Source organism: Bacteroidota bacterium, from assembly GCA_016721765.1.
Lineage (GTDB): Bacteria > Bacteroidota > Bacteroidia > UBA4408 > UBA4408 > UBA4408.
Window position 1 is genome coordinate 702,167 of sequence record JADKHO010000002.1, and the last position, 13,206, is coordinate 715,372.

At 37.8% G+C, this 13,206-nt stretch carries 10 protein-coding genes and 1 pseudogene; 6 read left to right on the forward strand and 5 right to left on the reverse strand.

The features are described 5' to 3' along the window. Positions 1 to 54 precede the first annotated feature (54 nt). The 4 genes and pseudogenes from IPP32_11285 to IPP32_11300 form a co-directional block, all read right to left on the reverse strand. Positions 55 to 858, reverse strand: a complete 804-nt coding sequence (locus IPP32_11285) for a GMP synthase (protein ID MBL0048664.1) — start codon at positions 856 to 858, stop codon at positions 55 to 57. A 114-nt stretch (positions 859 to 972) separates the two neighbouring features. Next, the gene (locus tag IPP32_11290) at positions 973 to 2,073 is read right to left on the reverse strand and encodes a carboxylate-amine ligase (GenBank protein MBL0048665.1); all 1,101 of its coding nucleotides are present in this window, start codon (positions 2,071 to 2,073) and stop codon (positions 973 to 975) included. Between the two features lie 317 nt (positions 2,074 to 2,390). After that, a pseudogene (locus IPP32_11295) lies at positions 2,391 to 3,384 on the reverse strand (hypothetical protein). Between the two features lie 247 nt (positions 3,385 to 3,631). Then, positions 3,632 to 4,348 (reverse strand): esterase family protein, encoded by a 717-nt coding sequence (locus tag IPP32_11300; GenBank protein ID MBL0048666.1) that lies wholly within the window; start codon positions 4,346 to 4,348, stop codon positions 3,632 to 3,634. Between the two features lie 292 nt (positions 4,349 to 4,640). Here IPP32_11300 and IPP32_11305 point away from each other — a divergent pair, with 292 nt between their 5' ends. Then, a complete protein-coding gene (locus tag IPP32_11305; protein MBL0048667.1) occupies positions 4,641 to 5,813 on the forward strand; it encodes a class I SAM-dependent RNA methyltransferase in 1,173 nt (390 codons plus the stop codon). Positions 5,814 to 6,003: 190 nt separating this feature from the next. Next, positions 6,004 to 6,141 carry a hypothetical protein gene (locus IPP32_11310; protein MBL0048668.1) on the forward strand — a complete coding sequence of 46 codons (138 nt, stop codon included), beginning with the start codon at positions 6,004 to 6,006 and terminating at the stop codon, positions 6,139 to 6,141. Between the two features lie 133 nt (positions 6,142 to 6,274). Here IPP32_11310 and IPP32_11315 read toward each other — a convergent pair whose 3' ends face one another. After that, positions 6,275 to 7,612, reverse strand: coding sequence for a saccharopine dehydrogenase NADP-binding domain-containing protein (locus tag IPP32_11315; GenBank protein MBL0048669.1), 1,338 nt, complete (start codon positions 7,610 to 7,612; stop codon positions 6,275 to 6,277). A 137-nt stretch (positions 7,613 to 7,749) separates the two neighbouring features. On the opposite strand from IPP32_11315, the gene IPP32_11320 reads away from it, so the two are divergent. The 4 genes from IPP32_11320 (at position 7,750) to IPP32_11335 (ending at position 13,076) form a co-directional block, all read left to right on the forward strand. Beyond that, positions 7,750 to 9,516: a peptide MFS transporter gene (locus IPP32_11320; protein MBL0048670.1), complete on the forward strand. Its 1,767-nt coding sequence runs from the start codon at positions 7,750 to 7,752 to the stop codon at positions 9,514 to 9,516. A gap of 151 nt (positions 9,517 to 9,667) precedes the next feature. Continuing rightward, entirely contained in the window at positions 9,668 to 10,432 is a 765-nt protein-coding gene (locus IPP32_11325) for a class II glutamine amidotransferase (GenBank protein MBL0048671.1), read from the forward strand. A gap of 27 nt (positions 10,433 to 10,459) precedes the next feature. Beyond that, positions 10,460 to 11,566: an MBL fold metallo-hydrolase gene (locus tag IPP32_11330; protein ID MBL0048672.1), complete on the forward strand. Its 1,107-nt coding sequence runs from the start codon at positions 10,460 to 10,462 to the stop codon at positions 11,564 to 11,566. Between the two features lie 97 nt (positions 11,567 to 11,663). Next, positions 11,664 to 13,076 (forward strand): carboxypeptidase-like regulatory domain-containing protein, encoded by a 1,413-nt coding sequence (locus tag IPP32_11335; protein MBL0048673.1) that lies wholly within the window; start codon positions 11,664 to 11,666, stop codon positions 13,074 to 13,076. The last annotated feature ends 130 nt before the right edge of the window (positions 13,077 to 13,206 follow it).

Sequence of the window (13,206 nt, forward strand, 5' to 3'; positions counted from 1 at the left end):
GGAGATACATTTTTACTGTTAAACTAGCAAAAATGGCAGACTAAAATTAAGGTTTTAGCTTAAATCGGCAAGGCAAGCTTTCAAAAAAGAAGGTAGTACTTCGCTGTGCGTTTTCTTAATTTTTTCAGCATCGTTTAAACCTTCAATCATGGTATTGTATTTTGCTTCTCCGTAAGCGTCAATGGTTTGCTTTACTTTTTCAGGATTTTGATAATGTAATATCATACCTTTTACGTCAGCTTCGGGATGAAACTGAGTTCCAATAAAATATTTATCAAAGCGCACACACATAATGGCTCTTTCCAAAGGCACATGGTGTCTTTCTTTTTCGATACAAAGAATACTTGCACCCATTTTTTGCATCCGTTCGCGATTGGGCTGCACAATTTGATAATCGCGGCTGTCGACAATATAAAATGGTTCCTTTAAATTTTTTAGTATTTTTTCATTTTGACCTTCGTGCGTTTTATGCACCGGAAGCACTCCAAAAGAAGGCGATTTTCGTTTGGTAATTTGTGCCAACCTAAAATGATGCATTACCATTTGAAAGGAATGGCAAATAAAAAACACATATTTCTTCTTAGTATCCTTTTTTAAATTGTTGGCGTGCAAGGAATCGATTAACTCAAAATACTTTTTTTCCCAATCGCTATGCACCGGTAAAGGGTTTCCCGGACCACCGGAGGAAATAAAAATATCGTAATCAAGTGCAGGAATTTCGTTTTTTGCTCGAACATCGTAAATAGTGTAAGGCAATTTAAATTCCTCTAAAATTTCTTTAATACAGCGCATTCCCTGATTGGGATGATTGTCGTACAAATCAAGAATAGCAACTTTAACCGGCGATTGAGACATCATACATTTTAGGGTGAAAAAATAATTCCGGGCGCAAAAGTATTCTTTCGCAGTTGGAAAATCGCAAAGAATAGACTAATTGAGAAATAACAGCAATAAAAGTTTTATCCAAAATCATTAAAACAATCCAGCGTTTGATTCGGCGATCATATAATCCACCACTTGTTTTAGGTCGTTGGTTTTTTTATACACGGCTAACTGACGGTCAGCACCGGTGCCGTTTTTAAGCATTTGAAAAATATATTCAATTTCCTTTCTGCTTCCTAATCCATCCACCACATCGTCAATAAATGCGAGCAATTCAATAATTAAGGCATGTGTTTCCACTTCTTCCTGCTTCCCAAAATCAATCATTTTGCCATTGATGCCGTAGCGCGCAGCCCGCCATTTATTTTCGTTGATAAGCGCACGTGAGTAGGTTCTAAAATCCAAATTGGCTTTCATTAATTTATGCAGTTTTGCAATCAATGCTTGCATCACCGCTGCCAATGCAATTGTTTCATCCACGCGCAAAGGAACATCACAAACACGAAACTCCACTGTACTAAAGAAAGGGTGAACGCGCATGTCCCACCATATTTTTTTTCCATTGTCGATGCAATTGGTTTTTACCAAAAGATTAATGTAATTATCGTATTCGGCAATGCTGCGAAAAAGTTCAGGAATTCCGGTTCTTGGAAATTTATCGAATACTTTGGTACGAAAAGAATGATAGCCGGTATTTCTGCCTTCCCAAAAGGGAGAATTGGTACTTAATGCAAAAATGTGTGGTAAAAAATAACGGGCCGAATTCATAATTTGAACCGCTTCTTCTCTGGATTCAATACCTACATGTACGTGCAATCCAAAAATTAAATTGGAGCGCGCCGCATCCTGTAATTCATTTACAATTTCTTCGTATCGGGGATGATTGGTGATGAGCTGTTCCTGCCACATTGCAAAGGGATGCGTTCCGGCAGCGGCGATGCACAAGTTTTCGTTTAATGCTAGGCCTGCAATTACTTTTCGAAGATGTGTAACTTCTTTTCGCGCTTCCTTAATATCTTTGCAAATATTGGTTGCTACCTCCACCACCGACTGGTGCATTTCAGCTTTTACATTATCGGCCAATATTGCTTTCCCTCGCTCCACAATGTGGTGCTGACGCATACTTAAGTCGCGCGTTTGGGGATCAATAATTTGAAATTCTTCCTCTATACCAAGTGTAAATTCGGGCATACTTTTTTAGTTATTGAGTTATTGGGTTGTTGAGTTATTGGATATTGGATATTGGATATTGGATATTGGTTATTGGTTATTGGTTATTGAGTAATTGCGAATTAAGTTTTTGCGTTTCTATGGTATTGATAGCTTGTTTATTAAATTGTTTGCGCTATTCAAAAAAAAGCAAATCATCAATAACCCAAATCAGCTAATCGGCTAATTAGCTAATCAGCTAATCACAATCAGCAAAATCAGCTAATCAAAAAAATGCAAGTTTCAACCGACTGATTCCGAAACAAAACGAGCATCAATCGGTTGAAAAAGCAATAAAATTAAACCGTAGCCATTTTTTGAGCGCTTTGTGCCAAATCTTTTAGGCTACCGTTTTTAACACTGTTCTTTAAGTAAGTACCCCAAGTTAAATTATCTTGTCCAGGTTTATGATCTTGCGCTCTGCGAATGGCCATGTTTGCAGCGGCTTCTACCACCCAATCAAAATTTTCTTGGCCTACAGAATGAACATCCGCATCCGGTGCAGGATTGCAGAAATCGATTGCGTAAGGAATACCATCGCGTACAGCAAACTCCACTGTATTAAAGTCGTATCCCAAAGCATGGCATAAAGTTAAGGTATACTCATGTACTTTATCCAATAAAGCTTGCGGCACAGGAGGTCCATCAATTACATAACGCAAATGATGCGGGTTGCGCGGTTCGTATTGCATAATTTTCACATCACGTCCACCGATACAATACACTCGGAAATATTCTTGAAATTTAATTTCTTCTTGCAACATCATCACCAATTGTTCGGTTTCGTTGTGTGCTTTAAAGAAATTCTCAGCAGAATCTAATTGATAAACACTCTTCCATCCTCCACCGTCATGTGGTTTCATATACACCGGAAACCCGGTATATTTAAAAATAGCATCCCAATCCAAAGGCATTTTTAAATTGCTCATAGACGCACCAGTGGTGTTTAGTTGGGAGTTGGTTAGAAGGAAGTAAAACCGTTTTTGGCACCGGAACACCCAATTTTACCGCTAAAGCATTATTGAAAAATTTTTCATCGGCACTCCACCAAAAAGGATTATTAATAACTGCGGTTCCACAGATTGCGGCATTTTTTAAATAGGCGCGATAAAAAGGAACGTCTTGCGAAATGCGGTCAATAATAACTGCATATTCGGTAGGCTCACTTTGCATCACTTTGTCGATGCTAACCGGCTCGGCCACAATTCCGGGAATATTTTTTTGATTCACTCTCGCCACAAATGCCTCAGGAAATGTGCGCTCTTGTCCGTGTAAAATTCCTATCTTTTTCATGTTTATATAGTTTTGATTTGTTGGTTCGTTTATTTGTTGATTAGCTGATTAGCAAATTAGCCGATTAGCCTGATTAGCTGATTAGCTGATTAGCTGATTAGCTGATTGACTTTTTTCTAATTTTTAGATTTTTTTTTAGGTTATTACAAAAGTTAATATTTACACTGCATCTAAGTCTTAAATCTTTGTACTTATATCTTTGTACTCAATACTCACTACTCACTACTCACTACTCTATACTTCCAGCTCACTTCCCTAAATTCAATTGCGAAATATAAGTTGGCAGCATTTCTCTCCACACCGGCCAATCGTGATTCGCACCCGGTCGCACATCCAGCCAATGCGGAATACCTTTCTGAACCAAAATGTTGCTCATACGTTGATTTTTATCTAAGCAGGAATCGTGCTCACCGGTTCCAAAAATAATTCCCATTTCATACAAGGAAGGGTTTTCGAGACCGGGAATATAATCGGGTGGATTGTTGTAATAACAATTGTCGTCGTAATAGCCATCCAATTGCATCTTAATATCGAAAGCTCCACCCATATTAATTAAATATCCCACTAATTCGGGATGCCTAAAAGCAAAATTTGTGGCATGGTAAGCACCAAAACTGCATCCAGCCATGGCTACTTTATTCGAACCTGTTTCGTGCATGGCGCGCTGCACCACATCTTCCAAAATTGCTTGTTCATAAAGTATGTGGTTTAATACCCTTTCGCGGGGATGAATTTTTTTGTTGTACCAACTGTCGTTATCAATACTAGATGGTGTATACACTTTTATCAACCCACTGTTTACAAACCACTCTACCGCGTCAATTAAATTAAAATCCTTGTTTTGTGTGTAGCTTCCCATCGAAGTGGGATAAATAATAACAGGATAACCCTTCTCGCCAAATACAAGCATCTCCATTTCTTTGTTCATGTGCTTGTTATGCCATTTAAAATACTGTTCTTTCATCATAGAGGAATATAATTAGAGGTTTATAAGAAGCAATTAATCCGATAAAAATAGTGTTTGGGTGTCAAAATTCCTTATCGGGGAAAACAAAGTTAAAATAATTTTTAATGTAGAAAACTTTTTCATAATTTGTTGTCTAAAACCCTTTGAATCAGCGCTTTTAAAGCGAATCAATCAATTTCTTAAAAAAATTACCAATCGAGCAAAATTCCTTGCTGCAGCCGTTTAGCCATTTTGAGGAATTACTTTCCTACTTTTGCAAAAAAACAAAAGCGTGCAAAAAAATATAAATATGCTGGCCAAAACCTTGGCGGGATTGGAAGATATATTAGTAGGAGAATTAGAAGCCTTAGGAGCAAAAGAAATTGAGAAAGCAAATAGGGCCGTTGCTTTTGAAGGCGATTTAAAACTCTTGTATCAGGCCAACTATATGTGTCGAACTGCCCTTCGCGTGTTGCTTCCCATTCAAACTTTTCGGGTGCGTAACCAGGAAGAATTGTATTCCGAAATTCAACGCATTGATTGGAGCAAGTACATGAAACATACCGACACGCTTGCCATTGATAGCGTTGCCAATGCCAACGATGCCTTTACCAACACCATGTTTGTGAGCATGAAAGTGAAAGATGCCATTGCCGATCAATTTCGAAATGCTTTTGGCGCGCGCCCTTCGGTAGATACCGATAATCCAACACTCCGCGTAAACATTCACATTTTTAAACAAGATTGTACAGTAAGTTTGGATAGCTCCGGCAGCTCTTTGCACAAACGCGGCTACCGTTTAGATAGCAATAAAGCTCCCTTGAATGAAGTATTGGGTGCCGGCTTGGTACTTCTGAGCGGTTGGGACAAAGAAAGCAATTTTGTGGACCCCATGTGTGGCTCCGGAACCTTATTAACAGAGGCTTGCATGTACGCTAAAAATATTCCACCGGGTTATTTCCGTAAGGAATTTAGTTTTCAAAAATGGCAAGGTGATTTTGGTTTTGATAAAGATTTATGGAATGATATTGTGGCAGAAGCCAAACGAAATATTGTTCCACTTAAAGCAAAAATTTATGGTTCTGATAGTGCTAAATCAAGCGTATTTATTGCAAAAGATAATTTAAAATCGGCAGGTGTGCGCGAAGACATCACCATCCAAAATCAATTGTTTCAAGATACTAGTGCTCCCGAAGGAGGTGGGGTTGTAATTATGAATCCTCCTTACGGAGAACGCATGGATAAAGATGATGTAACCGTTTTGTACAAAAGTATCGGTGACACTTTAAAATCAAAATACCAAGGCTATGATGCCTGGATAATTTCGAGTAATCGGGAAGCGGTAAATTCAATTGGATTAAAAGCCTCGCGAAGAATAGTGATATACAATGGGCCTTTGGAATGTCGCTTTTTAAAGTATGAAATGTATCGTGGTACTAAGAAAATAAGGCCTGAACCTATTGTACCTGGCGACGCGATGTAAGTATGCTTTTTATAACATAATCTGATTTTAGACTATTATAAAATCAAATTAAACCTTTCGCTTTATTAAAAATCAACAAGTTTATAGCAGGAGAAATATGCCCTCCTAAAAAGTCACACTTCTTATAATTATAAAGTCAAATTCCGAAAAAGCAGTATGGTTAGCTAGAACAAGGGAGGAAAAGGAGCCTTTGGCCTCCTACATAAAAAGTGACATTGCCGGAATTTACTTGGTTTTAATGGCTAATGATAAATTGGATGCAGATAGAAAACTATCAACACTTCCTTACTATCCATATATGAAAATTGAAATAATGACATTACGATAAGCGATTAGCAAAGATCATTTAAAAATTCTTGTCCTATTGCTTCAAATCATTTGAATTATCAGTTCAATTGTGTGAAAGCTACAATAACACACACAAAGCAAGCCAACTGTTTTAAACCGAAGGTAAAGTAATTTTAACCCTTACTAGCCTCCTTTCCAAACCGAATCCCAAGCTCTTGCAACTCTTGCAACACCGGCTCATAAATTTCTTTCATTACCGGAATGCGAACACCAGTGAGTTTAATTTCTCCTTTCAAAATTTTTCGTGCGGCAATGGCCATGGGCAAGCCCACAGTTTTTGCCATTGCAGTATGCACATTGTCATCACCTTTTACAACCAGTGTGGAATAAATTTTTCTTACCTTTCGGGCGGAAGTATTCCGGGTTTCAAATTGATGTTGCATCACTATCATATCCTTATCATCAGGTTTAAGCAACCATTTATTTTCGAGCAAATGCTGTAAGATTTGCGCAGGGGTTCCATTGGGCAATTCAATTTTTGTTTCGTCAAATATCCCAAGCCATTCCAGCTTTTCAAGCACAGCAGCATCAAAATCAGCACCCATAAATTCAATCAATTTTTCTTTGGTCGATTTTTTCCCGAAAGGCAAATACGACTCAATTAATGCGCGATAGGTCATTTCGTTGGCGCGCTCAATTTTATAGGTATCGTCGGTTAATCCCAATTTCACAAACACATTCCATGCTTTGCAATAGCCCGTCATGCGCAAGGTTCCACGAAGAATGGTAGGAATATTTTCAATTCCATATGGAGCACGATACGATAAGGAATCGCGATTTGCATAACCATCAAAACTGCCAATGCCTTCCACAGTGATTGATTCAGTTTGTGTAAATAAACGATTGTAAGGTATGTATTTGTACTCCCCATTTTCTTTGTATTGAGCAGTTGCTTGTCCCGCCAATATTACATTGCGTGGATTCCATGAAAATTTATATCCCCAAGGATTGTCGTTGCTTTCGGGAGCAACCAAACCACCACAATACGATTTAAACAAAGTGATCTCCTCTCCTGCTGCTTTTGCAGCATCAATAATTTTCATGGCTGATAAGTGATCAATACCCGGATCCAAGCCAATTTCATTAAGCAATAAAATACCAGCTTCTTTAGCTGCTTCATCTAAAGTTTTCATCTCATCAGAAACATAAGAAGCAGTCACCAAATTCTTTTTAAAACGGACACAATCCTGCGCTACTTTTCCATGCAAGTTGGCCGGCAACATGCTAATCACCAAATCGGCACCTTGAATTTCCTTATGGCGTTGTGCTTCATCATTCATGTCAAATGCAATGGCTTCGCCCTTTTCATGCCCTGCAATTTTTTGTTGTGCTAATTCCAAGGAAACATCTCCCACTTTTACTCGCCAGTTTTCGAAGCTTGCATGCGTCAATAAATAAGAAATTAAGGAAGACGAAGAGCGCCCCGCACCAATCACAAATATGCTTTGCATAAATTATTTTTTAGGAGCACGAAGGTAAAACAATTGAAGAAATAGTGCTGATTATGACAATTTAATTATTATCAGCCGGGGCATAATTTGAGTTTCACAATTTTACTATATTCGCCAAACACTAAACCAAAAAATTTATGAATCAAACCAATCAAACAGGACATCCAAGAGGCTTGTATTTATTGTTCTTTACTGAAATGTGGGAACGTTTCAGCTACTATGGTATGCGGGCCATTTTTATATTATTTCTAACAAAGGCTTTAATAATGACGTCTGCCGAAGCTTCCAACGTTTATGGCAGTTTTACCGGATTGGTTTACCTCACACCCTTGCTGGGAGGCTATATTTCTGATAAATTTTGGGGAAATCGAAGAAGTATTTTAATTGGTGGCTTATTAATGGCAGTTGGACAATTCCTACTTTATTTAAGCGGAAGTGCCGTTACTGAAGGGGTGCAAAGTGCCTCTTCTCTATCATTGCTTTGGGGCGGGTTAACTTTTCTAATCATTGGTAATGGTTTTTTTAAGCCAAACATTTCAACCATGGTTGGACAGTTGTATCCTAAAAACGATTCAAGAATTGATGGTGCATTTACCATTTTTTACATGGGAATAAATATGGGAGCTTTCTTTTCTCCGTTTATTTGTGGAGGGTTGGGAGATACAGGAAATGTTGCCGATTTTAAATATGGATTTCTGGCTGCAGCCATTGGAATGATCATAAGTACAATTTCTTTTGAATTATTAAAAAACAAACATCTTAAAGATCCTGAAGGAAATCCACTTGGAATGCCTAAAGCAGCTATGGATGTTAAAACATATGGTGTTATTCTTGGCTCCATTGCACTCATATTTGGCTTGTTGAATTATCAAAATATTATGAATTTTATTTTTGGTGCGGCTGCAGTTGCCGATGTAAATTCAACTGCGCACATGATTGCAAGTATTGATTTAATTGGCTATTTAATTTATGGTTCAATTGTGATAATGCCCCTTGTAATTCTTACCGATAAATCACTAATCAAAGATGAATGTGAGCGCATAATAGTAGTTTTTATTCTGGCATTTTTTGTTGTTTTTTTCTGGGCTTGCTTTGAACAAGCAGGTGCATCCCTTACATTGTTTGCTGATGCGCAGGTAGATCGAGCCATTGTAATGAACATCAGTAAATTTGTAATATTAGGAAGTCTTAGCTTATTAATGTATTTCCTTGCAAAAGCTTTCGGTTGGTTTTTTGAATGGACAAAAAAAACTGTTATGTTACTTCAAGCTATATTTATTGGTTTGTTGGTAATCTTAACTTTTACAGGATATATTAACGACTTTCACATGAATGAATTTCCTGCTTCTTGGTTTCAATCGGTAAATCCTTTAGCAATAATTATATTAGCTCCAGTCTTTACTATCATTTGGGGTAAGCTAGCAAACATAAATATGGAACCTTCCTCACCATTAAAAATGGCAATGGGATTAGGATTGGTAGCTCTGGGCTATGTAATTATTGCATTTGCAGTTCATGGTGTAGATCCTTCAACCAAAATTGCGATGTTTTGGTTATTTGCTTTATACATTGTGCATACCATGGGAGAACTTTGCTTATCTCCAATTGGGCTAAGTATGGTTAGTAAACTGGCTCCATTACGCCTCTCTTCATTGCTTATGGGTACCTGGTTTTTGGCCAATGCTGCAGCAAACAAATTTGCAGGTACATTAAGTGCATTGATACCTCCGGGAGCGGGTGAAGCACCAGCAGAAGCGGGCGCAAAAATTCCAAGCTTTTTAGGGGTCGAAATTTCGAACCTTTTTGTATTCTTTTGTGTATTTATTGTGTTAAGCGGTGCAGGATCATTAATTTTAGTGGCTATTTATAAGCGATTAATAAAAATGATGCACGGTGTGAATTAAAATAATATTGCTTTTTTACAAAGAGCCGTTTGCAATTTAAATTGTAAACGGCTCTTTTATTGTAGAAATGTTAAAGCGTACGAATAAATATTTCTTGTCGCCTTCATGAATTTCTTTCTTTTAAATTTGCAAGGCCTCAAAAATATACCACATGTGCCGAATGATTGCCAAGGCCAGCATTGCGCCTAGTTCCATACTCGAAGAAATGCTTACTTGCCCCCATTCCCTTAAACAACTTTCAACACAAGGTCGTTTACCGGATAATCCAAAAGAACGCGGAAATCATAACGACGGTTGCGGACTTGCATTTGCTATCGAAAATAAGATTGAACTTCATAAACGAAACCGACAAGAAGCATGGAATGCGAGTTACATTGAAACCGTAAAATCCGCCACCTCAAATTTATTTATTGCACACAACCGACTTACCTCTGCAGGACTGGAAACGCGTGTAGAAGGCTCTCACCCTTTTGCCATTCAGGCACAAGGCATTGAGTATTGCTTTTCACACAATGGAACCATTTATGATTTTGTGGAAGAAGCAAAGCGAAGAAACACCTCTGACTCCTATTTATTTCTCGAAAATTTAATTTCACAAACAGCCTCCAATGCGTCGTCAGAAATAATTAAACGGCTCACTAATTTAATGCACAAGTGTGAATATAGTTCCTTGATTGGACTTTTAATGAGCCCAAAAAATTTATTGGTGTGGCGCATTTTTAATGAAACAGACAAAGCGCTTCAAAGTGACTATGAACTTTATTATACAATGTATTTCAAATTAAAAAAAGATGCAATCGTGTTTGCTTCCGAACCACTCGATGATGAATCATGGACATTACTGCCCAATAAAAGTTTGTTGAGTATTGAACCGTACATTGAAAAACTAAACATTCAATACCATGTGCTTTCCTAATTTATTGCTGAAGTTCAACTCAATTATATGCTAATTATAATTTCGATTCTATTTGTATTCATCCTTCTACTATTAGTTGGATTTATTTTTATGCAACAATCCCAATTTGGAAAAATGGCTAGCGGTGCGCAAATGGAAGCCATTCAAAAATCACCCAATTTTAAAAACGGTAAATTCCAAAACCTAAACTTCACTCCCGATCTTACCGAGGGCGCTACGTATAGCAGTGTGCTTAAAGAATTTATTTTAAAACGCAGTAAAAGAATTACGCCCAAACAAGAATTGCCTACTTTTAAAACTAACTTATTTGAGTTAGCTATTACCGAAAATGTACTGATTTGGATGGGTCACTCCACTTATTTTTTGCAGGTGGAAGGAAAGCGAATTTTAGTAGATCCGGTGCTGAGCGGAAGTGCATCTCCCATACGTGCTACCACAAGAAGCTTTAAAGGCACAGATATTTATCGCGCAGAAGATATTCCTCCAATTGATTATTTATTTATTTCACACGATCATTGGGACCATCTGGACCATAAAACAGTTGTTGCATTAAAACCAAAAATAAAAAAAATAATTACCGGACTTGGTACTGGGGCACATATAAAACATTGGGGCTTTTCAGAAGAAATCATTTATGAAAAAGATTGGAATGAAACACTTTTATTAGAAGATGGTTTTGAAATACAAACTTGTCCGGCGCGTCATTTTTCGGGAAGAGGATTTGTGCGCAACCGTGCCATTTGGTTGTCGTTTGTTTTAAAAACTCCGAAACGAAAACTATTTCTAGGAGGTGACTCGGGTTATGATACACATTTTAAAAGTATTGGAAAGCAGCATGGGCCCTTTGATTTAGCGATTTTAGAATGTGGCCAATACAATAAAAACTGGAAATACATTCACATGATGCCCGAAGAACTGTTGTTAGCTGCAGAAGAACTCAAGGCTCAAAAATTATTACCGGTGCATTGGGCAAAATTTGCATTGGCACAGCACGATTGGGATGAACCCATAATAAGGGTTAAAGCAGAAGCCATGCGACAAAATTTCCCGTTACTTCACCCTAGGATAGGCGAAATTATCAACTTCGATGAACCGCATCAAACATTTGACGAATGGTGGAAAAATATAACTTAACAAAATGTTTAGCCATCTGTTTTGAATTCTCAATCCTTTACGCTAATTTCACTTTCCATTCTGGTGCTTCAATGCACAGAATACTATTGAATACAATATGAATCAAAGAATTTCTAAAATATATCCCACCCTAATTTCAACCCTCTTGCTTTTACTTTTAAGTTTTGGCACCATGGCACAAAAGGCCTGGAAGCTGGATGTAAAAGGCAAAGTGCGTGACGATGCTACGAATGAACTTTTGAGGGGGGCAAAAGTAGAAATTACAAAAGGCGGAGCGCCGTTTAAGACTATCTATGCTGATAATAGCGGGAGTTTTTCATTTATGTTAGATCCTGACAATTCTTACACCATTACGGTTTCTCATAACAGTTATGTTTCAAAAATAATTACCATTTCAACCGAAAACACTCCGGGTGATGCGGAGGTTAAAGAAAATTTCTCTGCATCTACCAATTTTGGATTATTTAAACGTGTACCGGATGTGGATTTTTCGGTATTAGATAGTCCGATAGGTGCCGTTTTCTTTGACCCTGCTGAAAATAAATTTGATTATAGTGTGGTGGATTTTGACTTGAAAAAAAAGTTGGAAGAACTTAAAAAAGCGATTGAGAAACAAAAAGCGGATAAGGAAGCTCAAGAAAAAGCGGAGAAAGAAGCAGCGCTTGCTAAAGCAGCGTTTACAAAAGATTCATTAGCTAAGGCGGAGGCGGATGCTAAGAAAAAAGCGCTGGCAGATGCAGAAGAAGCTAAACGCAAAGCTGCAGCAGATGCGAAAGCGGAAGCAGATGCTAAGAAAAAAGCAATAGCAGATGCGGAAGAAGCAAAAAAGAAAGCTGCTGCAGATGCTGAAGCAGCTAAAGCCGAAGAAAAGAAAAAAGCATTAGCAGATGCGGAAGCTGCCAAAGCAGAAGCAAAGAAAAAGGCTGAACAGGAAGCGCTTGATAAAGAGACTGCAAAAAAGAATGCAGAGCAAGCTGAGTTGGATAAAATAAATGCTAAGAAAAAAGCGGAACAGGATGAACTTGCTGCCATTGCCGCAAAGAAGAAAGCCGAACAAGATGAACTAGCATCGGCTGCAGCAAAAAAGAAAGCAGAACAAGAAGAAATCACAAAATCTGCGGAAGCAAAAAAACAAGCCGAACTCGAAGAAAAGAAAAATGCGCTTGCTAAGAAAAAAGCAGAAGACGAAGAACGCCGACTTGCCGCCGAAAAAGCTAAACCAACAACTGTTATTAAAAACGAAGCTCCGGTAATTAAACAAGCACCTGCCGAAAAACCTATTGAAAGCGCGCCTCCTGAAGTGATTCAACCTGAAAATGTGCGTTATGATGAATTTGATTTTGGAACCTATCACGTAAATAGAACCTTTATCACCACTGGAGGTATTGAAATTGAATACCAAAAAATTAAACATCAATGGGGCGGAATATTTTTTAAACGCGATGGCTTAGATATTACCGATGGTACCTACCGAAAGGAAATGCGTAAATATGGGTTGAAGGCGCAGTAAAACTTAGTTCTTATTGTGTTCATCACCTTATCGTAAAATCTACAATTTTTAATTTGTGCTAAATACTTATCCAACGGTAATATTCTTATTGTATGGCTGAATATATTTGTATCCTACCACGAATTAAATT